Origin of the sequence: Streptomyces sp. AP-93, assembly GCF_022808175.1 — a bacterium.
Taxonomy (GTDB): Bacteria; Actinomycetota; Actinomycetes; order Streptomycetales; family Streptomycetaceae; genus Streptomyces.
In genome coordinates this window covers 309,653-331,066 of the sequence record NZ_JALGBX010000001.1, presented here as the reverse complement: position 1 = coordinate 331,066, position 21,414 = coordinate 309,653, and the positions used below count along the sequence as shown (strand labels likewise).

Sequence of the window (21,414 nt, the reverse complement as noted above, 5' to 3'; positions counted from 1 at the left end):
CTCCTTGTGGTTGGGCGGCTGCTACACCGAGAGGTCGGTGAAGCAGATGGTGATCAGCACCTCGCGCGACTGGGAGTCGAGCGGGGTACGCCAGTGGGGGATTCGGCTTCCGTCGAATCCGGTGAGGACGCGGTGGCGGATCGGGAACTCCTCGCCACCGTCGGGGTATGGGGTGTCGGCCAGCCGGTCGACGACCTGCTCGGTCGTGAGGAAGCGCAGTTTGGGCAGCCAGTGCATCGCGGCGAGGCCGGGCGTGAGGCCGCACGAGAACGTGATCTCGCACTTGCCGTCATCGCGGTGGACGTGCATGTAGTCGCCGGGCTGGTAGTACTTGAGCCCGTACCGGATCGGCGTCATGCGGGAGCGGCCGGTGGCCTCGCACGCGACCTCGGCCAGGCCCTTGGACATGGCCAGCGCGTTCAGCGCCGTGCCGCCGGGGTGGACCTTGCAGAGCTGCGGCGAGGTGATCGACCCGTCGCGCATCGCGAGGAGGCCGGGCCGCTGGTTGTGCCGGACCGCCGCGTGCGGCTCGCACCGTTCGGTCTCGACGGCGATCTCGTCCCACAGGGCGGCCTCGACGACGTCCTCCGGAACCTCGGCCCGGCCTTCGGCGAGCCACGTCCGGCGCAGCGCGGACCCCATCACAGGTCCATGAAGGACATCGTGGCGAGCATGGCCCGCTTCTTGGCCGGCGCGCGCCAGTGCGGCACGTGGTATCCGGCGAATGCGCGCACGCTGCCGTCCGCGAAGGGGTGCTCCAGGGTGGTGAAGCCGTCCCCGTCCGGGAACATGCCGTGATCGGCGACGACTTGGCCGAGCTGGTCGCCGAAGGCGTTGCGCAGGTGCGGCGCCCAGCCCATCGGCGCGAGGGTCTCGGTGAGGGCGATCGAGACGGTGACGGTGGACTTCACCGAGTCGGTGTGGATGCCCTGGAAGTCGCCCTCCTCGTACAGGACGACAGCGCCGCCGCGGGGGATCAGGCGCGGGATGCCGGTGGCTTCGCGGAGGGCGGCCAGGAGCTCCTTGTCGAAGGCCAGCCCCTCCAGGGTGCGGCCCGGCGGGATGAAGCCGCAGTGGACGGGCGAGGCGAAGGACCCGTCGCGGTGTGCGGCGGTGTGCTCGTGGATGTGCGGCGTGACGAGTTCGACGCGTTCGTGTGCCTCGGCGACGATGTCCTCGAAGCGGGTGTTCCCCAGGACGTTCGGCACGATGACGGTGCCGGCTTCGTCCCACGCGACTCGGGCCGGAAGCTGTGCGGTGGATTGACCGGTGTCCATCGTGTGCTCCTTGTGCGCGAAGGTTCATGGATGGCGGCGCTGTCATTTCGAAGCGCTCAGTCGTGCCGTGATGCTTCGTTCGCATGGTGCGTGGGTGGCGCCGGGGATCACGTCCCCAGACATGTCCCCGGAGCCGGTCCTCTCCGTGCCGACTGCCTGGTCAGGTTCGGAGAGGAGTCTGCGGATGATGCGCCCGCCCCGGGCCGTAGGAGTGCGGGGCAGGAAGCCTTTAGCGGGCGTCGGCCTGGCGCAGGGCCTGATGGTCCGGCACGATCCACTCCTTGCCGCCGCCCTCGGGGCGCAGGAAGACGGCGCTGGCGGTGACGCGGCGGGTGTAGGGGTCCTCGTACTCGCCGATGAACTGCACGATTCCCTCACGGTCCTTGGCGGGGTCCAGGACGCGGGCGCCCTCGCGGAGCCAGCCGGGCAGCCTGCTCATGCCGGGCCTCCCTCCGCGGTGCTGTCCGCGTCGACCGGGTCGATACCGGCATGCAGGTAGCCGAGGTTGCGCCAGCCGCGTTTCGCCCTCGCCATCAGGGCCGGGGACGGCTGGCCGTACACCCCGGCGACGTCGGACTCGACAGCGAAGGCATCCCACGGAATGCCCTCGTCGGGCTGGTCTTCGAGCTGTCGGGCCAGGGGGGTTCGGTGAGGGAGGGGCTCGTTCATGGCTGCGCTCCTGCCGTCAGAGGGGGTGTAGCGGGCCGCGGATGCGTTCTCGGGGACGGGGGCGCGGCCTGCTGCTCGGGGGTATCGTGCGGGGATGGCTGAGCCGTTCATCACTGAGGACAGCGATCATCCGGCGTGCGGGATCTGTCCCTCGCTGCGGCTGCCGAGGGAAGCCTTCGTCGTCTACGACCGGCCTTCGCGCGAGTGCCCGTTCAACCCGGCCGACGGCCACCGTTACACCTCGGACGGGACTCCGGCCTGCGTGCACCCGGACAAGATCGGGGTCGAGCCGGACCGGATTGCGCCGCCGCCCGAACGGGTCGTTGTCGAGCAGGAGCCGCCGCGAAGGCGATGGTGGTCCCTGTCGCGTTGACCTACGCGGCGGCGAAGTCGATGTCGTGCTCGCGGCCGGCGCGGTCCATTCCGATGCTGGCGTACCGCGCGGTGAGGATCTGCACCCGCCGGTCGACCTCGTTCTTCGGGAGCCAGTACCGGGCCGGGGGCTCGCCCCACGCGAGGCGGTAGGCGAGGTGGGTGAAGTCCCCGTCGGTGTAGTCGGTGTGCTCCTGGTCGGTCTGGTGGATGAGCGCGAAGCCCGTCCGGTCGGCGATCCGGGCGAACAACTGGGGCTGCGCGATCATCGCGTGCGTCATCTCGTCGACCGGCACCGCGACGGCGACCTCGGCCAGGTGCTCGTCGCCGGTGAGGTCGAAGACGGCGGCCTTGAGGGCGAGCGCGCGCAGGCCCTCGGTGAACAACGGTGCTTTGTCCTCGTCCAAGTTCCAGCGCTCGATGACCGGGAAGCCGGTGAAGCACTGCCAGTCGGAGGAGTACTCCAGCGTCGCGGCTTCGAACGCGGCGAACTCGGGGTCGGCCTCGATCGCGGCCAGGATCTTCTTCGCCTTGTCGGCGGCCTGGGCAGGGGTGGGCATGGTGCTCATCTCGGTGCGCTCCTTTGATGAGGTGGTGCCCGGCCCCGCCACGAAGGGAGTCGACAGCGGCGGGGCCAGGAGGACCGCCCTGCGGAGGCGGCGTGGTGACCATTCAACGAGCGTCGGGCGTCGGCGAACAGGAAGGATTGCCACCGAGTTGCTCGCAGCCGACCGGAAAACTTTGCGCCTGCATTACCCGGAGGGTGGTTCGGACAGTGCCCGTGCGGCTACTTTCTGTCGCATGGGAGTGAACGCCGTCCTCAAGGCCCAGATGGCTGAACTGGGCCTCAAGCAGGACGAATTGGCACGTCAGATGAACACCGCGCTCCACAAGCTCACCGGCAGACCAGGCGAAGTCTCCGCACGCACCGTGAGGAACCTGCTGAACGGCGCCACCCGGCGGCCGATCGGCCGGACCTGCATCGCGCTGGAGGAGGTATTCGGACGCCCCGTGGCGGATTTAGGGTTCGCTCCACCACGTTCCGCAGCACAAGCGGAGGACCCATTGCGCCGACGTACCTTGCTTCTCGCAGCGACCGGAACTGCCGCCGCTGTTGTCCTCCCTGCACGCTCCTTGCGGCTGGGGCAGTCCGACGCCGACCGGTTCCACCAGGAGTACACCGACCTGCTGCGCGACGATTCACGGGTCGGCGGAACGCGGCAGATTGAGAACAAGGCCGTCGAGCTATCGGCGCGTGTTCAGTCGTCGTTCGCCGGCGGTGGCGCCTCGGACCGTATTCGACGTCAGATGTACCGGCTCGCGTCCGACGTAACGTGCTTGGCGGCCTTCGCCGCGATCGACGCACGCGCTCCGCAGCGTGCACGCGCCCACCTCGACAAGGCCCTCACCCTCGCGGGCCTCGCGCGTGACGGCGAGACCATGTACCGGGTCTGGGATCACCTGATGCTCACCTCCAGCATGCGGGAGAACCACGCCGAGGCGGCGTCCGGCGCGGAGGTGATGAAGCACTCGTCGGTGGCCCGGCGTGACCCGCTGTACGCATCGCTGGGGCACATGCGGCACGCCAACGCCTTGGCCAGGCTGCACCAGCCCGCGTACTCGCTCCGAGCCATGAACCTCGCGGAGACCGCCTTCGGTCGGGTGCGGAGCGGGCAGCCATCGGGGTGGATCGCTTTCTACAGCCCGGCCGAGTTCGACGCCCTGTCCTCGTACGTCTGGACGGCGCTCGGTGAGCACGAGCGTGCCGAGTCATGCCTTCACCGCACCCTCGGCACGCTCCCTGACGACATGGTCCGCAACAGGGCGCTCTTCACGGCGCACCTGTCCCTGGCCCAGGCGAGGCAGGGTGAGGTGGAACTGGCCTGCGCAACCGGAACTCGGGCGTACGGGATGCTGCTGCCGTCGTCCGGGTCGCAGCGCACAACCAACACTTTGGCCGTAACGCGCCAAGTCATCGAGGCCACGGGCACGAAGGCGCCCGAGGTCGTGAGCTGGATCGAGGAGTCACGCCAATGGACTTGAAGTGGTACACGCACGCCGACGCACCTGACGTCCGTTCCTTGCTCCTGGACATCCACGACGAGGTGTACGCCAACGATCCCGACCCGTTCACCTCGCGCGAGCGGTTCTCGTACTTCGTCGACAAGTGGTCAGGGCGCGAGGACTGGAGCTGTGTCTCGGGGTGGGAGGACGGCGGCCCGGTCGGGTACGCGTACGGTTCGAGGTTCAAGCCGGGCGGCTGGTGGTTGGGAGCAGACCGGCCCAGGGGCGTGATCGGCCGAATCCTCGCCCTGTCCGAGCTGATGGTGCTGCCTCAGTGGCAGGGCACCGGGCGGGCGCAGCGGATACATGACGCGCTGGTCCAGTCGTTCGACGTCGACTTCGTGACGCTCCTCGTCGACTCCACGCACCCCAGGGTGCAAGCCCTGTATGAGAAGTGGGGCTATGAGAAGCGGGGCGAGACCAATCCCTCCGACGACTCCCCCGTGTGCGCGGTGATGGTCAAGACGCTTTGACCTACGCGGCCGGACGACGGTACCGGGGCAGGGTCCGGGGGCTCACATCGGCATGGCCCAGTAGACGATGCCCGTCCGGCAAAGGGGACGGCGCAGTCCGTACTTCGGCTCGTCGCCGGTCCCCGCGGGGTGCATGTGCTGGCAGTTGCACAGCGGGCAGCGGGTGAGGAGCGTCCAGCGCCCGCAGCCATCGAGCATGGCGACGGCGGGGGCGGTGGGGATCGCGATCCCGATCGGCCGGCGCGGGTACAGCGTCGTGGGCATACGGGTCCTCCCGGGTCGTGGTGGTGCACCTTCGAAAATATGCGCCCACCTGGGCCAGCGCCATCCGACCCTGGAAACGGCGAAAGCCCCCGCTGGCCGGCTCGGTGCCGAGGCGAGGGCTTCTGCTGTGTTCGGCCAGGCGGTCTGGGTGGTCAGTTGTTGAACGAGGCGCACATGTAGTTGGTGGAGGTCCCGTCGCAGTACGTGACTTCCTTGACCTTCACGGAGGCGATGACGGCGGGGTCCTGCTCCTTGATGGTGTGGTCGTAGAAGGTGACGTCGCCGGTCTCGGACTTGCCGACTCCGAGGCGCTTGGCCGACGCGTGGCTTTCTCCGAGGAAGTCGCCGTCCTTGTCGTATGCCTCGAACTTGATCCAGTAGCTGGCGGCCTGGGTGCCGGAGTTGGTGATCTTGTAGGTGGCCTCGTACTTCTTGATGCCGTATTCCGGCTTGTTCCCGGCCTTGGTGATGACCACGTCACCGGTGTGGCCCTGCGACGGGTCTTCCTTGGTGGGCTCGGCCTGCGTCTCCAGGGGCGCCGGGACTCCCTTGCACAGGTGGTCCTTGAACGCCTTGTTGATCGTGTCGGAGTTGGTGGGGGGCTTGTCCTTCGCGAGGGCGTCGGCGCGCTCGTCCTCGGGCAGCGCGCATGCCAGGCGGGTCAAAGTGACCATCTGGGCTATCTCCGCGGCCGTCTTCTTGGACAGCTCGTCCTTGTTGCGGGACTCGTTGAACATGACGTCGAAGAACGCCTTCTCGTCGGCGCTCAGGTTGTCGGCCCGGTAGTCGGTGGGTGCGCTCGCCTTGTCGCTGCCCGTGGTGGTGGTGGTTTCGGGGTTGTTGGTGAGGGCCAAGGTGGTGAGGACGGTTCCCCCGATGACCAGGACTGCGGTGGTGACCGCGGCGGCGATCTTCGCGGAGCGGCGCCATCCCTTGGCGGGTGCGACGGGGGGTGCGGTCGGAGCGGCGGGCCATCCGGGCTGCGGGTAACCGTACGCGGGCTGCGGCGGTATCGGGGGCTGGGGCGGCTGTTCAGGGGTGGTCATGGAGGGTCCTCGTTTGGGCCGGGGCGCGCAGGCGGCCTTCGTCGGCAGAAGGGATCTTTCGGCTGGCGCCCGCGAAGGTTAGACCTTGAACGTCGATCAATCCAGACGGGTCCAGCACGTGGAACATCCCATGCCGGACCTGGAGTTACCGAGGGTAACTGTCTCCCCCGACGAGTCTTCAGTTTTCACGATCCGCGCGCTACGGTCCGCCCCTCCACCAGGAAAGGAACCCTCGCGTGAGATCAATCCGCCGCGCCCTCAGCGCGTCCGCCGTCGCCCTGGCCCTCGCCGCCCCGCTGGTCCCCGTAGCGGCCCACGCCGCGACCATCAACTACTCCTGGTCGTCCTCGACCACCAGCTCCAGTCGGGTTCTCACCGTCCCGGGCCTCGTCAACGCCCGCGACGTCGGCGGGTACACGACCTACGACGGAAAGAGCACCCGCTGGGGTGTGGTGTACCGCTCCGAGACGCTCTCGAAGCTTCCGGCGGACGGGGTGACCGCGCTGGCCGGCCTGGGCCTGGGCGACGTGATCGACCTGCGGATGAGTGCGGAGCGCCAGGCCGATGGGCTGGACAAGCTTCCGGCCGGGGTCAACTCGGTCTCGCTCCCGGTGGACGACACGAACCTGTTCGCGTTCATCGGTCAAGTCGTCCGCAGCAAGGACCCTGTGTACCAGCAGGCACAGCTCGGCAACGGTGCCGCGGAGGCGCGGATGATCGCCCTCTACAAGGGCTTCGTGACGAACTCGGCGAACCGCACTGCGCTCGGCAACGCGGTCAAGAACGTCGCGAACTCCACCAAGCCCGTCATGTTCCACTGCTCCTCGGGCAAGGACCGCACGGGTGTCCTCGCGGACACGATCCTGCGCTCGGTCGGTGTCCCGGCCTCGACCTCGGAGCAGGACTATCTGCTGTCGAACTCGCTGCGGGCGGCGTCGGACAAGGCCCTGCGCGACCAGGTCAAGGCCGGCGGGTACATGCAGAACCCGGATCTGCTCATCCCGCTCCAGGAGGTCCGCAGTCCGTACCTGGCGGCGTTCCGGGACCAGGCCGTCGCCGACTACGGCAGCTTCGGCAACTTCCTGACCAACGGCCTTGGCCTCAGCGCCTCCGACCTGGTCAAGCTGCGCTCGCGCGTCGTCGCCTGATCAGGAAATCACGAAGCCCCCGCCTGGCCCGGATCACTCCGGGGGCGGGGGCCTCGTGATTTCCTGGGTCAGTTGAAGGTGACCGGGCCGTTGAAGACTCCGGCGGCGCCCTTCTCGACGTTGTTGATCTGGTTGACGACCGCCTTCCCGCTGATTTCGTAGAAGGCGGGCATGTTCTCCTGGTGGGCCCCGAGTTGGCTGGCGTTGGGCGTCGCGTTAAGGCGGGCGGCACGGATGGTGGCGCGGGCGGTGATGCAGGCGGCCGTGATGACGAACAGGCCGGTGACGCAGGCAGCGGCGATGATCATGCGATCCCCCCTCGGGTTGGATCTGCCAGCCGGGCGGCTGGCGATGCGGGGGACAGTACGAGGAGGGGCGGGGTTGCGGGGCACTGAACCCCTGACCTGCTCATTTCACTCTGGGTAACACTTGAGTGCCCGATATGCAGAGAATGCGCACATCATGCGCGAGCCTGTGACCTGCTCTTTTATCGGAGCGCGGCGAGCGCCGGCCGGAAAATCGGATCGCTCGTTTTGGCTACGGAGTGTGTTCGGTTGCGCCGGTACGAGGCAGCTAGCCGGAGCGAGCCTGTTCCCCACATGCTCGGCTGGCCCAGTAGCAGCAGAAACCCCCGCGCTGGCCCTAGAGCTGGCACGGGGGCTTCGTCGTGTGCGGGGATCGGGACGCGGGGGGCTGACCGGTCTTGATGAGGATGGCGCCCTTGATGTCGTCGGCGGTCAGGACCCCGTCCAGGAGGAGCGCGTTGAGCATCATCGGGTCCAGCGCCCGGCGCATCGGGAACAGCTTGTCGTACATGCCGTGCTCGAAGGCGATCTTCGCCATCGCACGTTCGTCGAGGACGATCCTGGGCCCGCTGTCGTCGGTGGCGTCGGGCGGCGTGGGCGTCGGCGAGACGCTTGAGCAGGGCGGGGCTGGCGGACCGGAACTTGACCGGGCAGCCAGGCTCTTCGCACCGCCAGGTGCTCACTGTGGGCTCGGTCGGCTGGGTGGTCACGGGGTCCTCCTGCGGATGCGCTTGGCGGCGGTGGTGGACTTCTTCACGGCCAGGGCGGCGGTCAGCATCCGGTCGGCGATCTCGTCGGCGGCGGCGATCAGCTCCTCGTCGGTGCCGGGCTCGGCGGCCCAGCAGCCGTCCGCGATGTGGTGGTGGGTGATGTCATTGATCTCGCTGATGAGGGTGTTGACCGAGTCGTGGATGGCGTCGCGCTGGTAGTCCTTCATCGGGTCCTTTCCGGTGTCAGAAGGTGGTGCTGAGCCTCGGGATCTCGTACTGGAGCTCGAACCAGGCGCTCGTGGACGGCGACACGTCCCGGCCGGCGATCCGGCATTCCTCGTACGCCTCGTAGGCGAGGGTCTGGGTGTCGAGGGCGCGGGCGATGTTGTCGGCGGTGTCGGGAATGGTCCGGGCTTCGCGGTCGAGGCGGTCGGTGCGGGCGCAGGGGTCGGCGGCGGCCGTGTCGGCCGCCTTGGCGTAGGCGAGGGTTCCGACGAAGAGGAGCGCGGTGCCGACGAGTCCGGCGCAGATGGCGGCGGCGCTCTTGTTGCTGAGCGGCGCGGGCGCGGGAGTGGGCGGCGGGGCGTAGGTGTTGTGCACGGAGTAACTCCTTCTAGGTCAGGGGGCATGAGGAAACCCCCCGGCCCAGGTGGGCGCAGGGGGGTTGGTGGCCGGTCGGGGGCCGCAGTCTCCAGGGGTGCCTGGATGTCACGGCCAGGGGCCGGTCAGATGGTCGGGGAGGATCAGGTGCCGGTGATCTGCTGCCAGATCCAGGCGAGGGCGCCGAAGGCGAAGATGGCGCCGGTGATCCAGAGGGCGCGGGGGTCGTCGGTGGCGCTGGCGGCGTTGGAGGTGAGCTCTTCGCCGTCGGGAGTTCCGCCGCTGTGGCGCTCGTCGCGGTGGCGGGTGCGGAGGTCGTCCGCGTCCTGCTTGTTCATCCATCCCCAGCCCGTCCTGCAGGTGCCGCAGCGGTACTGCCAGGCCATCGAACTCCCCCTCACCGGTGTCGTGTTGAAGGCTCACGGTACCGGCGGAGAGGGGTCTGCGGATGAGGTTCGTTCGGGTAGGTAGGTCTAGCGGTAGGGGGTCTGACCTGCGGTTCTATCCGGCCTCCCTGTCCGGGACCGTGTCGGGGGAGGGGCGGTTCCTGAGGATGTGCAACCCGTGCGCGAAGTGGTCGGCAGCGGTGGTGTGCACCTCGGGCGGGGGAGCGGCGTCCCGTTCGAGCTGTTGGATGACGGCGGGGAGAGGGGCGCCGTAGAGCCGTTCGAGAAAGTCCCGTCGGACGCCGATCCGGTTGGCCTGCTGCCCGCCCCGCTTGATGTTGAAGGAGACGACCTCCCAGCCCTCGCGTTCGCAGTGCTCGCGCAGCGCGGTCAGCGAGAGATCAAGGTGGGCGGCGAGGCTGTCGAGGTGGACGCCCTTGGTGCCGCCGGAGGTGTGGATGTTGACGTAGCGCAGGATCTTGCGGGTGAGCTGCTCCCCTGCCGCCTTCATCTCGGCCGGTGACGGTCCTGGCTGCTGCTCCCCCAGGGCTTCGGGATCTTCGTCCTGGTCTTGGCCGCCCTCGGTGCCGTGATCTTCTTCCTCCTCCTCGGTTTCCACGGTGAAGTCGCCGGTGGCGGCGAGGCCGAAGCAGACGACGGCCAATCCCCCGCCGGCCCACAGCCACAGATCGGGATACCGCTTCCCGAAGATGATCAGCAGGAACACGGCAAAGGCGGCGACACCGACCCTGGTCGAGCGGGTCGACTCCTCGGTCACCTTGCCCTTCGCGTTCTTCACCTCGGCGCCTTCGACAAAGACGACGTGGCCGGTGTACCGAACCAGCCACCAGGTGGCCCGGCCGCACTCGCGGGGGGTGGGGATCTTCGGATCGGACACGTCAGCCCCCGACGATGCCGAGGATGGTGCCCACGAGCTTGAGGGGCACCCGCCACAGCGAATCGGGGGCCGCCGCCCACGCGGACGCCATCAGCAGGCCGAGGATTGCGCCGATCGCCGGGGACAGCTTGAGGTAGAAGAACAGGGCGAGGAGGAACAGGGCGGCGAAGCCGGGGCCCATCGCGCCCAACTCCCCCGTGCTGCTGACCTCGGTCACCATGTCCCGCAGGGACTGCGAGATGGTGTTCCAGGGGTCTCCGGCCCGGTCGAATTCGACTCCGGCGAAGATGCCGACCACGACGGCGGGGACCGCGGCGAGCCGCTTCTTCCCTTTCCCCTTGATTCCAAGGATCAGCACCGTCAAGAAGATCGCGGCCATGCCGCCGGCCCCGACGCTGCCGAGGGCGGTTTCGGCCCCGGACATGGTCATGCTGCTGTTCATGCCGCCCCCTGCTTGGCCGTGGTGTGGATCAGAACGGCGAAGACCGCCGAGGACATCGGGACCGCCAGCGTGTACCGCACCGCGCCGAGCAGGAACGGGGAGAAGGCGAGCCACCGGACGGCGGTGCTCATCACCCGGCTGCCGACGACCGCGATGCCGAGGACGATGAAGCCGCCCAGGGCGAGCCCGGTGTACGGGGACGGCGAGGACACGGCGACGGCCTGCATCCAGTAGCCGAAGGTCTGGGGCAGCCCGACGGAGAAGTCTCCTTCGAGCAGGCCGTACGACCAGCCACCGAGGGCCACCGCGGAGCTGTGCCGCAGTAGGAACTTGGTCTTGGCGGGCAGCCTCGCCCACCACTGGTAGACGTCCTCCCGGGAGTGCGGGAGCTTCTGCTTCTTCACGGGGGGCGGGGTGGGGGCGGTCTGCTCGGCGATCCGGGTGAGGACGTCGAGCATCTGCTCCGTGTCGGTCTTCTGGGGGATCTCAGGGGCTTCTTCCCCCTGATCACCGTTCTTGGCGAAGCTGTACCAGAGGATGCGGCGCCGCTTCTCCCCCCGCTCCTTCTTGGTGTCCGCCGGGCCCTCGGTGGCGGGGGTGTCCTGGGCGGTCACCGGCCGACCCCCATCCGGACCAGTGCGGTGCGCAGGGCGATCTCGTCGGCGCCGGGCTCAGAGCTGTGCACCGGGCAGCGGGGCACGCTGTGGAGGACATAGCCCGTACGGGTGACGCGGTATGCCGGACGACGGCGCTTGCTCAGTATCTGGGACACTCGGTCTGTCCTTTCGGGGACGAAGGGGACGCCCCCGAGCCGGCCGTAGGAAGCATTGGCTCGGGGGCGTCGTGCTGTGCGGGGTCAGGCGGATGCGCCTTGCAGCGCGGCGTAGACCTCCCGGTCGGTCCAGGAGGTCATGCGGGCGAACGCGGCCTTCGAGAGGGCGGGGTTCTCGGCCTTCGCCGCCGTCCACTTCTCGCGGATGACCTGCCGCTTGACGGCCGTCTCCTCGGCCACGCGGGCGCGGTGTTCGGCCAGCGGGTCACGCTGGTCCGACGTTCGGTTACCTCCGGGCGCGACCTTCGGGTTTGTCGACTCATCGGCAGACTCACCCGTTCGGGCGTCCGTCCCGACTTCCGGGGGCGGAACCTGCGCGGGAACCTGCACGACGTCCTCGCACTCCGGCGCTTCCTCCGGGAGGTCGACCTGCGGGATGCGGGCGGTGACCTCCTCCCGGGCCTTCTTCGGCGCCCCTTCCTCGGCGTACGCGGGCTGTCGGCCGGTAAGGGCAGCTCTCAGCGAGGGGTGGTTACCTTCCTCCGGGCCGGAGGGAAGGGCGGGCAGCGCGCTCGGGGTGTCCGCGTACGTTTGGACGGGGTGGCCGAGCACCTCCAAAGCGGCCGTGGTGTGCTCCTCGAAGGCGGGAAGCGCGGTGGTCTCGGCGGGCGGTCGGGCGGTCGGGCGCCACTCGATGTCGAGTCCGGCAGCGGCGAGGCCGGCGGGCGCGGTGTCCGCGAGAGGGACTCCGATGCGGGCAAGCCGAAGTGGCAGCACCGCCTCGACGGGCGCCTTGCGCCTCCATGCGCGCCCGTACCGGGCCTGTAGGCGGGCCTGGTAGATCAGCCGATCCTGCTCCATCCCCACGACCTGCTCGTAGCTGCGCAGTTCCCACAGCTTCATCCGCCGCCACAGCTTCGCGGTGGGGACGGGCGAGAGGAGCCAGCGGGTGATACGGACCCCGTCCATGTGCTTGTCGGCGGTGATGTCGGCGAGGCGGCCGACGGCGTGGCGTACGGCTTCGACCACGACGACGAAGAGGACCGGCATGACGGAGTGCATTCCGACGCCGATCGGGTCGGGCCAGGCCGCGGCGCCGTTGAAGGCGATGGTCGCGGCGGTCAGCATCCATGCGATGTGTCGCAGGATCGGGAAGGGAATCCTGATCCAGGACAACAGCAGGTCGAGCGCGAGGAGTACGGCGATGCCCGCGTCGACGCCGATGGGGAAGACATGGGCGAACTTGCCGAAACCCTTCTCGCGGGCCAGGTCCACGACGGCCGAGTAGGACCCGGCGAAGCCGATCCCGGCGATGATCAGGGCGCCCCCGCCGACGGCCAGGGCGAGACGCTTGCGGGCGCCGGTGAGCTGGGCGAGGCCCGTGCGGGTGTCCGGCACCGGGTCCTCCTTTCGGGTCGTGCGGGGCGTCACTGGGTGCCCGCCTTGAGGGCGAGGACGACCAGGAACAAGACGGCGGCGACGTTAAATAGGGCCGTGCCGCATCCGGCCTGGCGGCGCTGGGGCTTCATCGCAGCCCCCCGAAGAACTCGGCGGCGTAGCCGTGCCAGGTGCGGGCTGCCCGGCGGTGGGCCTGGCGGGCGCGGAGCTCGGCGGCCCGCAGGCGATCCGCGGTGGTGAGGGTCCCGCGGCCGGCGCCGAGAGGGATGTCGAGTTCGAGCTGCTGGAAGACGGAGGCGTTCACTCGCCGCTCCCGAGGATGAGCGCGATCTCGGCGGGCGCGACCCCGTACTCGGTCAGCGTGCGCTCGGTCTCGGTGCGGGCGAGCTGCACCATGTCCTCGCGCTCTTCCTCACGAGCCTGGTCGTGGTCGTGGTCGGTCATCGGGTCCAGCCCTTCGCGAGGAGGGCGGCGGCCTTCCGGGCGCAGGCCCGGTCGATCGGCGGCACCTTGGGGTGCATTACGGTGTGGATCACGACGGCTCCTGTGTGGCAGGGGTATCTGTCGGAGCCCCCGATCACCGCTGTTTGCGCAGCGGCCGGGGGCGTTCTTCGTTTGGGCTGAGGGCCCACAGCCACGGCACGTACGAGACGCGCCGGGCTGGAGATCGTCAGACCTCGTTGATCTTGTTTCTGTCCACTGTTGAGTTCTCAAGGAACGAGCGCTGCCTTCGTACTCACCCCCGCGGGCTTTCCTCCGGGCTGTTCTCGTGGTGCTGGTCAACCCCGGCTTGTCGCTCCGGTGTTGATGCGTAGGTCAGTGTTGTACAACATTCATCTGTTGTGCAAGAGTGGGTGGCCGTACGATATGCGCATGGCAGACGAACAGGCATCCGCCCGGCGGCCCGTCGCGGAGGTCCGGAAGGACTTCACGGAGACCGTGAACAGGGCGCACTACAACGCGACGCACACCGTGGTGGTGCGCTACGAGGAGCCGCGCGCGGTGATCGTGGACATGGCCTGGTACGAACGTGCCTGCCGGGCGCTGGGCGAGGCATCCCGCCTGGGCGAGCCGGCTGCCGCAGAATCCTGAATCCGACCTCCAGGCCCCCGTCGACACCGCGGCGGGGGCTTTCTGCTGCCCGCTCACGCCGCGGCCTCGCGGGCGACGAGGCGCTCGCGCTCACGGGGGTCGAGGCCGCCGTAAACGCCGTACTCGATTTCGAGGTCGAGCGCCCAGTCCAGGCACTTCTGCCGGACCGGGCACCCTTCGCAGATGTCCTTGGCCCGCAGGGTGGCCAGCTTTTCCATGCCGCTGGTGCCCGAGCTGAAAAACAGGCTCAGCACAGAGCCCGCGCAGGCCGCGGCGCTGCCCCAGTCCAGCGGTGTCTGGGCGTTGCGGGTATCGGTGGCCACGGCAATCTCCTTCGGGATGGTGGTGGTCATGCGGTGTCGCCGGGGCGGCGTTGTTCGTCGAGTTCGAGGCGGCGAGCCCGCTTCTGCTCGCGGGCGATGGCCAGGGCGTCGTGGTCCTGCTCGGCGGTGGCCTTGTGGCGGATGCCGGAGCGGACGGCCGCAGCGTGGCCCCGGACGTCTTCGGCCAGGTAGGGCGACGGCCCGACCCGGGCCACATCCGGGCAGCAGACGCGGCAGATGGCATCGGCGGGTGGTTCGCCTGGGCCGGGGCGCTCGCACTTCGTGCAGATCCACGTCACCTCGTAGATCGCGGTGGCGCGGTCGCGGAAGACCAGCGGGGTTCCACGCCGGTCGGCGTACCGCTCGCGGCAGATCGGGCAGTCGGCTCCGGTCGGCCAGGTGCGGCCGTCCTCGCACGCTGTCTCCGGGCAGGGGGAGTTCCGCAAGCCCCGGCTGATGATCCAGCCGTACGGGTCGGTGACCTGCGGGCCGGCGAGGTTGCGGTGGACGCGATCGGTGATGCGCTCGACGTCGCCGCCGACCTGGGCCACCGCCTGCTCGATCGCCTTCGCTGCCAGCCCGTACTGACCGGGAGACAGCTCCAGCGGCAGCAGCCGCAGCACGCGGTACGCGGTCGCCGAGATCGTGGTGGGGGACTTCTTGGGTGCTTCCGGCGAAGCCGTGTCCACCTCGGCCACTGCCTGCGAAAACGTCTCGGTGGCCGGGTTTTCCACAGGGCCACGCGCTACTACCTGTAGCGCCCTACGGGCGGAACCACCATCCACCTCGCCCGCATCATCAAAAAGAGCCTGATCAAAAGAGGGCTTCTTCTGTACAGCCGGATCGAGGGGGTTTGCTACAGCCGGATCGAGGGGGGTTTCCGCAAGAAGATCGAGGGGGTTTCCAGGGCAGTCGAAGAGTCTCATCTGGCCCGGGAACATCTCGTCCGCGAGGTCTTCGGCGGCCTCGGACGCGACCACCTTGACCTGCTGGGGCTGGGGGAAGAGAGCGAGCTGCGTGATCCGGATGACCGGGAAGTCGTGGGCGGTGTAGCGGGCCTCGTTGCCCCGGCCGCCGCCGCCCTCGGTCTTGCTGACCCAGCCCTCGGTACGGAGGTCGACCAGGATGCGACGGACGGTCTCCGAGGTCAGGCGGAGCGCCTTGCCGATCTCCTTCGGGGACGGCTCGGTCTCGAAGTCGTTCTCCAGCCGGATGAAGCCGTACACCTTGAACCGGTTCGCGGACAGCTCGGCGCGGGCGTGCGAGGAGACCTCGACGCACTTCTCGCTCTTGCCGACGGGCCGGGTCCAGCGGGTCACGGTCGCCCGGTGGCTGCGCGTGGAAGAGGCCACCGCGGCTTCGCCGGCGTGGGTCCGGTCCTCCAGTACGGCAAACGCGGACTGGACGGTTACAGGATGCAGGCCGAGCTGTTCGGCGATGGTCTTGTCCGAGGCGAAGCATCCGCGGCGGGCAGTCTCACCCCGGGCCGGGCGGCCGTAGTCGTTGGCCAGCGTCCAGACCCGGAGGGTGTCCCCGGTAAACCGGGTCAGCCACGCGGCGGGGAAGCGGGTGCGGATCGGACGTACCGTTTCGCCAGCAACTGCGCGAGATTCATCGCGACAAATAGGGCGGCTGGCTGGCCGTGCCGCATCAGGGCATGGCAAACTAAGCGTGCTGATTGACACTCGAAGCCTCTTACTTCGAGGCCCACCCCGGGGACTTTGGCGAGAACCTGGGACGAGCGAAAGCTCGGTGGCCGTTGGTCAGCAGTGAGAGGTCCGAGCTTCTTGGAATGGGACGGCGTTACCCGTCCCTGGATGCTCGGGCCTCTTTGCGTTGCCCGCGGCCTTGGTCTGTGACGCCGGCCGGGTAGACAGCGGGGCGCCGTGCAGCTTCCCGAGCACCCCCATCAGGGACGCCCGTGCGACTACGGATGTGACCGTACGCTCACTCTCCGGCCCCGCGCAAACACCTCATCAGACTCTCCACACCACCTCCGACCTGGGCTTTTGTGGACAAAGATAGGCAAACAGAAAGAGGCCCCGCTACTCTCCGTGAAGAGAGGCGGGGCCTCGATCATGTGCAATTCGGACTGGCACGCCGTCCGCCAGAGCCGTCCCGTTGCACCGATCTTGCACAAGGCGACGGAAAACGCTGGAAGACGACGGAAGGTGCCGAAAGGTGTTTCCGCAGGTCAGGGGGGCTTTCCTGGACCGCACACCCTAGGGGCGATTGGTCCGGGTATGCCCTAATTCCTAGAGGTCGAAGTAGAGCTCGAACTCGTGCGGGTGCGGGCGCTGCGCGATCGGGGCGATCTCGTGGGTGCGCTTGTAGTCGATCCAGGTCTCGATCAGGTCGGGGGTGAAGACACCGCCGGCCAGGAGGTACTCGTGGTCCTCCTCGAGGGCCTTGAGGACGTCCTCGAGGCTGGTCGGGACCTGCGGGACGCTCGCGTGCTCGTCCGGGGAGAGCTCGTAGAGGTCCTTGTCGATCGGCTCCATCGGCTCGATCTTGTTCTTGACACCGTCGAGGCCCGCGAGGAGCAGGGCCGCGAACGCCAGGTACGGGTTCGAGGACGGGTCCGGAGCGCGGAACTCGACGCGCTTGGCCTTCGGGTTCGAGCCGGTGATCGGGATGCGCATCGCGGCGGAGCGGTTGCGCTGCGAGTACACCATGTTGACCGGCGCCTCGAAGCCCGGGACCAGGCGGTGGTAGGAGTTCACCGTCGGGTTGGTGAACGCCAGCAGCGACGGGGCGTGCTTGAGGATGCCGCCGATGTAGTAGCGCGCGGTGTCCGAGAGGCCCGCGTAGCCGGCCTCGTCGTAGAACAGCGGGTCGCCGTTCGCCCACAGGGACTGGTGCACGTGCATGCCCGAGCCGTTGTCACCGAAGATCGGCTTCGGCATGAAGGTCGCGGTCTTGCCGTTGCGCCAGGCGACGTTCTTCACGATGTACTTGAAGAGCATCAGGTCGTCGGCCGCGGCGAGCAGCGTGTTGAACTTGTAGTTGATCTCGGCCTGGCCACCGGTGCCGACCTCGTGGTGCTGACGCTCGACCTGGAGGCCCTGGGCGTCCAGCTCGAGGGAGATCTCGGCGCGCAGGTCGGCGAAGTGGTCGACCGGGGCTACGGGGAAGTAACCACCCTTGTAGCGGACCTTGTAACCACGGTTGTTCTCCTCGGAGCCCGTGTTCCAGGCACCGGCCTCGGAGTCGATGTGGTAGAAGCTCTCGTTCGCGGAGGTCGCGAAGCGCACGCTGTCGAACACGTAGAACTCGGCCTCGGGGCCGAAGTACGCGGTGTCGGCGATGCCGGTGGAGGCGAGGTACGCCTCGGCCTTCTTCGCGACGTTGCGCGGGTCGCGGCTGTAGGCCTCGCCCGTGATCGGGTCGTGGATGAAGAAGTTGATGTTGAGCGTCTTGTCCTTGCGGAACGGGTCCAGGCGCGCGGTGGTGATGTCGGCACGCAGCGCCATGTCGGACTCGTGGATCGCCTGGAAGCCGCGGATCGAGGAGCCGTCGAAGGCCAGCTCCTCGTTCGGGTCGAACGCGCGCCCCGGGATGGTGAAGTGCTGCATCACACCAGGCAGGTCGCAGAAGCGGACGTCAACGAACTTGACGTCGTTGTCCTGGATGTACTGCGTCACTTCGTCGGCGTTCTTGAACATCCAACTCCTCCTACTCCCGACCCCGGGGCAGGGGCGGGCTTTTATAGCTAGTGGTGCGTCAGTGCGGTGCCGCACGCTGACCCGACCATAAGCAGACGGGGTTTCTCAAGCATGACCCATTTGTTTCGCACAAGTTAACCAGGGTCCCGCCGGAACGGCGTCGAGCCGCACAGGTACCGTGTTCGCGTGGACAAGAGGCAAGCAATCGGATCCTGGCTCTCCGGCCCCCGCGAGGCCGCCGAGGAGATGGGTGCCGACTTCGGGTACCCCGGCAAACAGCTCGGCCTGCCGCAGCGGGGAACCGGATCGGTGGCCCGTTTCGGCCGTCGGCTCGGCGCCGTCGCCATCGACTGGATGGGCTGCCAGCTGATCGCGTACGGCCTGATCACGGGCCGTGACTGGAACGGCGCGGGGAACTGGACGCTGGCGGTGTTCGTCACCCTGGTGGTCCTGACCGTCGGCACCGTGGGCTTTACCCCCGGGAAGCGGATCCTGGGCCTCCGGGTCGTTTCGCAGGACGGCGGCCGGCTCGGCTTCGGCCGCGTGGTGCTGCGCACCGCGCTGCTCGCCCTGCTGATCCCGGCCCTCGTCTGGGACCGCGACGGCCGCGGGCTGCACGACCGTCTCAGCCGCGCCGTACAGGTCAGGATCTAGGGACCGGGAGACACAGAAGGGCGCCCTTGAGCTGCTGCTCAGGGCGCCCTTCTGTATGCAATCAGGATCCAGGTCTCCCGGAAGAAGTCACCCCATTGGGGGATCTCTCCCCTTCAACGCCTCCATCGCAGCCAAAACCTCTAGCGTGACAAGCACATGGGTGACCCCGGGCGTGCGCTAACACCCCGGGGTCTGGCCAGTCTTGGAGGACTGACATGGGCAACTCTCTCACGCCTGCGAACGGGATCCCATCGCGGGCAACCGGCGCCCTACGCGCCGTCGACTATCTCCGCGTATCGACTCAGGTACAGACCAAGGGCTACGGACTGGCCTATACCGGCGTAGACACCTCGCTCTACATCACAGGCAAGGGCTGGGAACACGTAGGCACGTACACCGATGGAGGCGTCAGCGGCTCCCTCAAGGCGGACGGTAGGGACGCACTCGGACGTGAACGAGACCAGGGCAATCGGCCGCACCGGGCCGGCCTTCTGGCAGTGGATCTGGGAACTTGAGGATCTGGGCATCTTCGTGGCCGTCGCCAACGACGACTACGACAACTCCACCGGAGCCGGACGATCACGGATGCACCACGGTGCCCAGTACGCCATACAGGAGCACAGGAACATCCGTACCCGCACACAGGGCGGAATCCAGGAGAAGGCCAAAGAAGGCGGCCATCCCGGAGGGGCACCGCGATACGGATACCGGATCCTCAACCAGGGCCGCCGCGGCGAGCAGCGCTTGGTGATCGATGACTGCGACGGAGGAGACCACTGCTCCCCGTCAGCCCCTTGCACCACTCGTCACGAGGCGCCGACCTTGCGCCGGGCGAGGCAGCTCGCCGTCAAAGAACACGGCAAGTGGGGCCGCGTCGCGCTCGCCCTGAACACGGAGGGCTCACGCACTCGATCGGGCAAGCGCTGGAGCCAGGCCAATATCAGGGCACGGCTCATGGACGAGGACCTCTTGAGTGCCCGATACGTCTTCCGAAAGCCACACCGGGCAGAGACCCGGCCCGACGGCGCTCCCGTCTGGGGAGAGAGCATTGCGATCCCGCTCGATCCCGTCTTCACCGAGGCCGAAGTCGCCGAACTCAGGAGCGCGGTCTCCCGGCGGCCGAAGGTTTCGCCGGTTCAGTGGAACTGCTACACCCTCAGTGGGCGCAGATCGAGTCCGTGCGGGAAGCACTATGTCGGCGGGAGTCCAGTCGGCGAGAAATCCCCTCACTACGTCTGCACGGGGAAGCGACCGCTGTACGCGGGCGCCTCCATTTGCTCCTGCCCACAGATCTATGCCACCGGAGTCGAAGATTGGGCGTGGGCCAGAGTCTGCACCCTTGTCGGAGATGAGGAACGATTCCGCGCCCCGGCGGAGGAGCGGTCCGGACTAAGCACCCGGCCGGCTGCGAACCGTGCGGCGAGACTGACCGAGCTGGATCGGCTCGTTGCCGAGCAGGCCAAGACGATCGGCCTCGTCGCGAGCGTCATGGCAAAGTCTGCGACGGAGCGGGGACTGCCGCCCAGAGATGCGGAAATCGCTGCCGACCGGGCCCTGAGGCCACTACGGGAAGAGCGTGAGCGCTTGGAGCGGACACGCGCGGAGGTGGCTTCCTGGCATGTGGAGGCGATCAACGAGGAGTGTCGGGCCCTGACGCTTCGGGCCCTCACCCGGTTGACCCACGAGGAATTGAAGGATCTGGCGCGAGAGCGGCAGCGGGAGTTGATGGGCTTGCTCGACATCCGGATCGAGATGACCGGCCCACCGCCCCCGATGCGGCGGGGCACGGTCTGCCCCGTGGCCGACTGGTTCCGGAAAGAGGCCAGATCGGTCCCGACGGTGACCGATGAGGTCTGGGCTCGACTGATCGCCCTGGGCTTGTTCCCCAACGGGGGAACGCGCGCTCGCCAGAAGGGGGGCTTGGCTCCCCGGACCGTCCTGGAAGCCTTCCTGGAGAAGGCGAGGACCGATGCACGGTGGGCAGAGCTGAACGCGAAACACAGCTCGACGGGGTTGCGCGGCCATTGGCGGCGCTGGACGGAATCAGGCCTGTGGGAAGCGGTCATGAACGCGTTGGAGGGGTGCCAAGGCACCCCTCCAACCAAGCCTCATCCGTTGCCCACCATGGAAATGACCACAGGGGTCACTCCCGGTGTCCTCATCGCGGTCGCTGACCCTTCATGCCACGACCGGGCATAGGGCCCTTTGGGATCGGCATATTACTCAGCAAGTCCCCCATGGCCCGCAGTTTGTCGTTGACCTGGGTGATCTGGGGTCCGGAGAGCACGCGGGGCAGCTTCATCAGGGTCGTACGGACCTTCTTGAGCGGCACCTCGCCCTCGCCCTTGCCCACGATGAAGTCGTGGACCGGGATGTCGGGCATGATCCGGGCCAGCTTCTTCTTCTCGTTCGCGAGCATCGGCTTGACCCGGTTCGGGTTGCCCTCGGCGATCAGGACCACGCCGGCCTTGCCCACGGCACGGTGGACGATGTCCTGCTGCTTGCTCATCGCGACGGCGGGGGTGGTGCTCCAGCCCCGGCCCACGTTGTCCAGTACGGCCGCGGCCGCGCCCGGCTGTCCCTCCATCTGTCCGAAGGCGGCCGTCTCGGCTCGCCGTCCGAAGATGACCGCCATCGCCAGGAACGCCACCAGGAAGCCCAGGATGCCCAGGTAGACCGGGTGGTCGATCAGGAAGCCGATCGCAAGAAAGACACCAAAGGTGACGATTCCCACGCCCGCGACGATCAGACCGACCTTCGGGTCGGCCTTGCGCGTCATCTTGTACGTCAGGGCGATCTGCTTCAGTCGCCCGGGGTTCGCAGCAGTCTCTGCGTTTGACTTCCTCGCCATGCAGC

At 68.1% G+C, this 21,414-nt stretch carries 30 protein-coding genes; 7 read left to right on the top strand and 23 right to left on the bottom strand.

Features of this window, described 5'->3' with window-relative positions; all coding sequences use genetic code 11:
• Positions 1-21: 21 nt before the first annotated feature.
• The 4 genes from MTF69_RS01570 to MTF69_RS01555 form a co-directional block, all read right to left on the bottom strand.
• On the bottom strand, positions 22-642 hold the full coding sequence (locus tag MTF69_RS01570; protein WP_243329866.1) for a hypothetical protein: 621 nt from the start codon (positions 640-642) through the stop codon (positions 22-24).
• Entirely contained in the window at positions 642-1,277 is a 636-nt protein-coding gene (locus MTF69_RS01565; protein ID WP_243329864.1) for a hypothetical protein, read from the bottom strand. The genes MTF69_RS01570 and MTF69_RS01565 overlap by 1 nt, the downstream gene beginning before the upstream one ends.
• Positions 1,278-1,506: 229 nt before the next feature.
• Positions 1,507-1,716 (bottom strand): hypothetical protein, encoded by a 210-nt coding sequence (locus tag MTF69_RS01560; RefSeq protein WP_243329862.1) that lies wholly within the window; start codon positions 1,714-1,716, stop codon positions 1,507-1,509.
• Complete coding sequence (locus tag MTF69_RS01555) at positions 1,713-1,946, bottom strand: hypothetical protein (RefSeq protein WP_243329860.1); 234 nt, start codon at positions 1,944-1,946, stop codon at positions 1,713-1,715. The genes MTF69_RS01560 and MTF69_RS01555 overlap by 4 nt, the downstream gene beginning before the upstream one ends.
• A gap of 94 nt (positions 1,947-2,040) precedes the next feature.
• Between MTF69_RS01555 and MTF69_RS01550 the strand changes: the two genes are divergently transcribed.
• Positions 2,041-2,319: a hypothetical protein gene (locus tag MTF69_RS01550; protein WP_243329858.1), complete on the top strand. Its 279-nt coding sequence runs from the start codon at positions 2,041-2,043 to the stop codon at positions 2,317-2,319.
• Position 2,320: 1 nt separating this feature from the next.
• Here the strand turns inward: MTF69_RS01550 and MTF69_RS01545 are convergent, their stop codons facing one another.
• Positions 2,321-2,887 carry a hypothetical protein gene (locus MTF69_RS01545; protein WP_243329856.1) on the bottom strand — a complete coding sequence of 189 codons (567 nt, stop codon included), beginning with the start codon at positions 2,885-2,887 and terminating at the stop codon, positions 2,321-2,323.
• 232 nt (positions 2,888-3,119) lie between these two features.
• Here MTF69_RS01545 and MTF69_RS01540 point away from each other — a divergent pair, with 232 nt between their 5' ends.
• Both MTF69_RS01540 and MTF69_RS01535 read left to right on the top strand, forming a co-directional pair.
• Positions 3,120-4,361 (top strand): helix-turn-helix transcriptional regulator, encoded by a 1,242-nt coding sequence (locus MTF69_RS01540; protein ID WP_243329853.1) that lies wholly within the window; start codon positions 3,120-3,122, stop codon positions 4,359-4,361.
• Positions 4,352-4,855, top strand: a complete 504-nt coding sequence (locus MTF69_RS01535) for a GNAT family N-acetyltransferase (protein WP_243329851.1) — start codon at positions 4,352-4,354, stop codon at positions 4,853-4,855. Before MTF69_RS01540 ends, MTF69_RS01535 begins: the two co-directional genes overlap by 10 nt.
• 42 nt (positions 4,856-4,897) lie before the next feature.
• Here the strand turns inward: MTF69_RS01535 and MTF69_RS01530 are convergent, their stop codons facing one another.
• Positions 4,898-5,119, bottom strand: coding sequence for a hypothetical protein (locus tag MTF69_RS01530; RefSeq protein WP_243329848.1), 222 nt, complete (start codon positions 5,117-5,119; stop codon positions 4,898-4,900).
• Positions 5,120-5,271: 152 nt separating this feature from the next.
• On the bottom strand, positions 5,272-6,165 hold the full coding sequence (locus MTF69_RS01525) for a hypothetical protein (protein ID WP_243329846.1): 894 nt from the start codon (positions 6,163-6,165) through the stop codon (positions 5,272-5,274).
• Between the two features lie 236 nt (positions 6,166-6,401).
• On the opposite strand from MTF69_RS01525, the gene MTF69_RS01520 reads away from it, so the two are divergent.
• A complete protein-coding gene (locus MTF69_RS01520; protein WP_243329845.1) occupies positions 6,402-7,313 on the top strand; it encodes a tyrosine-protein phosphatase in 912 nt (303 codons plus the stop codon).
• Positions 7,314-7,381: 68 nt separating this feature from the next.
• Here the strand turns inward: MTF69_RS01520 and MTF69_RS01515 are convergent, their stop codons facing one another.
• The 12 genes from MTF69_RS01515 to MTF69_RS01460 all read right to left on the bottom strand — a co-directional run bounded on the left by MTF69_RS01515 (position 7,382) and on the right by MTF69_RS01460 (position 13,268).
• A complete protein-coding gene (locus MTF69_RS01515; RefSeq protein WP_243329842.1) occupies positions 7,382-7,621 on the bottom strand; it encodes a hypothetical protein in 240 nt (79 codons plus the stop codon).
• Positions 7,622-7,955: 334 nt separating this feature from the next.
• Positions 7,956-8,156 carry a hypothetical protein gene (locus MTF69_RS01510; protein WP_243329840.1) on the bottom strand — a complete coding sequence of 67 codons (201 nt, stop codon included), beginning with the start codon at positions 8,154-8,156 and terminating at the stop codon, positions 7,956-7,958.
• A gap of 168 nt (positions 8,157-8,324) precedes the next feature.
• Positions 8,325-8,555: a hypothetical protein gene (locus tag MTF69_RS01505; RefSeq protein ID WP_243329838.1), complete on the bottom strand. Its 231-nt coding sequence runs from the start codon at positions 8,553-8,555 to the stop codon at positions 8,325-8,327.
• 16 nt (positions 8,556-8,571) lie between these two features.
• Positions 8,572-8,928 carry a hypothetical protein gene (locus tag MTF69_RS01500; RefSeq protein ID WP_243329836.1) on the bottom strand — a complete coding sequence of 119 codons (357 nt, stop codon included), beginning with the start codon at positions 8,926-8,928 and terminating at the stop codon, positions 8,572-8,574.
• A 143-nt stretch (positions 8,929-9,071) separates the two neighbouring features.
• Positions 9,072-9,314, bottom strand: coding sequence for a hypothetical protein (locus tag MTF69_RS01495; protein WP_243329834.1), 243 nt, complete (start codon positions 9,312-9,314; stop codon positions 9,072-9,074).
• Positions 9,315-9,429: 115 nt separating this feature from the next.
• Positions 9,430-10,212 carry a hypothetical protein gene (locus MTF69_RS01490; RefSeq protein WP_243329833.1) on the bottom strand — a complete coding sequence of 261 codons (783 nt, stop codon included), beginning with the start codon at positions 10,210-10,212 and terminating at the stop codon, positions 9,430-9,432.
• A gap of 1 nt (position 10,213) precedes the next feature.
• Positions 10,214-10,654: a hypothetical protein gene (locus MTF69_RS01485; RefSeq protein WP_243329831.1), complete on the bottom strand. Its 441-nt coding sequence runs from the start codon at positions 10,652-10,654 to the stop codon at positions 10,214-10,216.
• On the bottom strand, positions 10,651-11,268 hold the full coding sequence (locus MTF69_RS01480; protein WP_243329829.1) for a hypothetical protein: 618 nt from the start codon (positions 11,266-11,268) through the stop codon (positions 10,651-10,653). Before MTF69_RS01480 ends, MTF69_RS01485 begins: the two co-directional genes overlap by 4 nt.
• The gene (locus MTF69_RS01475; RefSeq protein ID WP_243329827.1) at positions 11,265-11,426 is read right to left on the bottom strand and encodes a hypothetical protein; all 162 of its coding nucleotides are present in this window, start codon (positions 11,424-11,426) and stop codon (positions 11,265-11,267) included. The genes MTF69_RS01480 and MTF69_RS01475 overlap by 4 nt, the downstream gene beginning before the upstream one ends.
• Before the next feature lie 84 nt (positions 11,427-11,510).
• A complete protein-coding gene (locus MTF69_RS01470) occupies positions 11,511-12,767 on the bottom strand; it encodes a DUF2637 domain-containing protein (RefSeq protein ID WP_243330435.1) in 1,257 nt (418 codons plus the stop codon).
• A 184-nt stretch (positions 12,768-12,951) separates the two neighbouring features.
• Positions 12,952-13,128 carry a hypothetical protein gene (locus MTF69_RS01465; protein WP_243329825.1) on the bottom strand — a complete coding sequence of 59 codons (177 nt, stop codon included), beginning with the start codon at positions 13,126-13,128 and terminating at the stop codon, positions 12,952-12,954.
• Positions 13,125-13,268 (bottom strand): hypothetical protein, encoded by a 144-nt coding sequence (locus tag MTF69_RS01460; RefSeq protein ID WP_243329824.1) that lies wholly within the window; start codon positions 13,266-13,268, stop codon positions 13,125-13,127. The genes MTF69_RS01465 and MTF69_RS01460 overlap by 4 nt, the downstream gene beginning before the upstream one ends.
• Before the next feature lie 429 nt (positions 13,269-13,697).
• On the opposite strand from MTF69_RS01460, the gene MTF69_RS01455 reads away from it, so the two are divergent.
• Positions 13,698-13,916 carry a hypothetical protein gene (locus MTF69_RS01455; protein ID WP_243329812.1) on the top strand — a complete coding sequence of 73 codons (219 nt, stop codon included), beginning with the start codon at positions 13,698-13,700 and terminating at the stop codon, positions 13,914-13,916.
• Positions 13,917-13,969: 53 nt separating this feature from the next.
• On the opposite strand, the gene MTF69_RS01450 is transcribed toward MTF69_RS01455, so the two are convergent.
• From MTF69_RS01450 to glnA, 3 genes are all read right to left on the bottom strand, one after another.
• On the bottom strand, positions 13,970-14,269 hold the full coding sequence (locus MTF69_RS01450) for a WhiB family transcriptional regulator (protein WP_243329810.1): 300 nt from the start codon (positions 14,267-14,269) through the stop codon (positions 13,970-13,972).
• On the bottom strand, positions 14,266-15,591 hold the full coding sequence (locus MTF69_RS01445) for a hypothetical protein (protein WP_243329807.1): 1,326 nt from the start codon (positions 15,589-15,591) through the stop codon (positions 14,266-14,268). Before MTF69_RS01445 ends, MTF69_RS01450 begins: the two co-directional genes overlap by 4 nt.
• A gap of 903 nt (positions 15,592-16,494) precedes the next feature.
• Positions 16,495-17,904, bottom strand: coding sequence for a type I glutamate--ammonia ligase (glnA, locus tag MTF69_RS01440; RefSeq protein ID WP_243329806.1), 1,410 nt, complete (start codon positions 17,902-17,904; stop codon positions 16,495-16,497).
• Positions 17,905-18,090: 186 nt separating this feature from the next.
• On the opposite strand from glnA, the gene MTF69_RS01435 reads away from it, so the two are divergent.
• Positions 18,091-18,558, top strand: a complete 468-nt coding sequence (locus MTF69_RS01435; protein ID WP_243329805.1) for an RDD family protein — start codon at positions 18,091-18,093, stop codon at positions 18,556-18,558.
• A 450-nt stretch (positions 18,559-19,008) separates the two neighbouring features.
• Positions 19,009-20,757: a recombinase family protein gene (locus MTF69_RS01430; RefSeq protein WP_243329804.1), complete on the top strand. Its 1,749-nt coding sequence runs from the start codon at positions 19,009-19,011 to the stop codon at positions 20,755-20,757.
• Here the strand turns inward: MTF69_RS01430 and MTF69_RS01425 are convergent.
• Positions 20,717-21,409 carry a DUF4191 domain-containing protein gene (locus MTF69_RS01425; RefSeq protein ID WP_243329802.1) on the bottom strand — a complete coding sequence of 231 codons (693 nt, stop codon included), beginning with the start codon at positions 21,407-21,409 and terminating at the stop codon, positions 20,717-20,719. The two genes, MTF69_RS01430 and MTF69_RS01425, sit on opposite strands and share 41 nt — an antisense overlap.
• Positions 21,410-21,414: the final 5 nt, after the last annotated feature.

Excerpts from the sequence above, each read along its gene's own strand:
- MTF69_RS01525 (WP_243329846.1), bottom strand. The coding sequence starts at position 6,165 with ATGACCACCCCTGAACAGCCGCCCCAGCCCCCGATACCGCCGCAGCCC.
- MTF69_RS01510 (WP_243329840.1), bottom strand. The coding sequence starts at position 8,156 with ATGGCGAAGATCGCCTTCGAGCACGGCATGTACGACAAGCTGTTCCCG.
- MTF69_RS01540 (WP_243329853.1), top strand. The coding sequence starts at position 3,120 with ATGGGAGTGAACGCCGTCCTCAAGGCCCAGATGGCTGAACTGGGCCTC.
- MTF69_RS01570 (WP_243329866.1), bottom strand. The coding sequence starts at position 642 with ATGGGGTCCGCGCTGCGCCGGACGTGGCTCGCCGAAGGCCGGGCCGAG.
- MTF69_RS01450 (WP_243329810.1), bottom strand. The coding sequence starts at position 14,269 with ATGACCACCACCATCCCGAAGGAGATTGCCGTGGCCACCGATACCCGC.
- MTF69_RS01495 (WP_243329834.1), bottom strand. The coding sequence starts at position 9,314 with ATGGCCTGGCAGTACCGCTGCGGCACCTGCAGGACGGGCTGGGGATGG.
- MTF69_RS01535 (WP_243329851.1), top strand. The coding sequence starts at position 4,352 with ATGGACTTGAAGTGGTACACGCACGCCGACGCACCTGACGTCCGTTCC.
- MTF69_RS01550 (WP_243329858.1), top strand. The coding sequence starts at position 2,041 with ATGGCTGAGCCGTTCATCACTGAGGACAGCGATCATCCGGCGTGCGGG.
- MTF69_RS01515 (WP_243329842.1), bottom strand. The coding sequence starts at position 7,621 with ATGATCATCGCCGCTGCCTGCGTCACCGGCCTGTTCGTCATCACGGCC.
- MTF69_RS01560 (WP_243329862.1), bottom strand. The coding sequence starts at position 1,716 with ATGAGCAGGCTGCCCGGCTGGCTCCGCGAGGGCGCCCGCGTCCTGGAC.
- MTF69_RS01460 (WP_243329824.1), bottom strand. The coding sequence starts at position 13,268 with ATGACCGACCACGACCACGACCAGGCTCGTGAGGAAGAGCGCGAGGAC.
- MTF69_RS01530 (WP_243329848.1), bottom strand. The coding sequence starts at position 5,119 with ATGCCCACGACGCTGTACCCGCGCCGGCCGATCGGGATCGCGATCCCC.
- MTF69_RS01545 (WP_243329856.1), bottom strand. The coding sequence starts at position 2,887 with ATGAGCACCATGCCCACCCCTGCCCAGGCCGCCGACAAGGCGAAGAAG.
- MTF69_RS01485 (WP_243329831.1), bottom strand. The coding sequence starts at position 10,654 with ATGAACAGCAGCATGACCATGTCCGGGGCCGAAACCGCCCTCGGCAGC.
- MTF69_RS01555 (WP_243329860.1), bottom strand. The coding sequence starts at position 1,946 with ATGAACGAGCCCCTCCCTCACCGAACCCCCCTGGCCCGACAGCTCGAA.
- MTF69_RS01455 (WP_243329812.1), top strand. The coding sequence starts at position 13,698 with ATGGCAGACGAACAGGCATCCGCCCGGCGGCCCGTCGCGGAGGTCCGG.
- MTF69_RS01505 (WP_243329838.1), bottom strand. The coding sequence starts at position 8,555 with ATGAAGGACTACCAGCGCGACGCCATCCACGACTCGGTCAACACCCTC.
- MTF69_RS01425 (WP_243329802.1), bottom strand. The coding sequence starts at position 21,409 with ATGGCGAGGAAGTCAAACGCAGAGACTGCTGCGAACCCCGGGCGACTG.
- MTF69_RS01565 (WP_243329864.1), bottom strand. The coding sequence starts at position 1,277 with ATGGACACCGGTCAATCCACCGCACAGCTTCCGGCCCGAGTCGCGTGG.
- glnA (WP_243329806.1), bottom strand. The coding sequence starts at position 17,904 with ATGTTCAAGAACGCCGACGAAGTGACGCAGTACATCCAGGACAACGAC.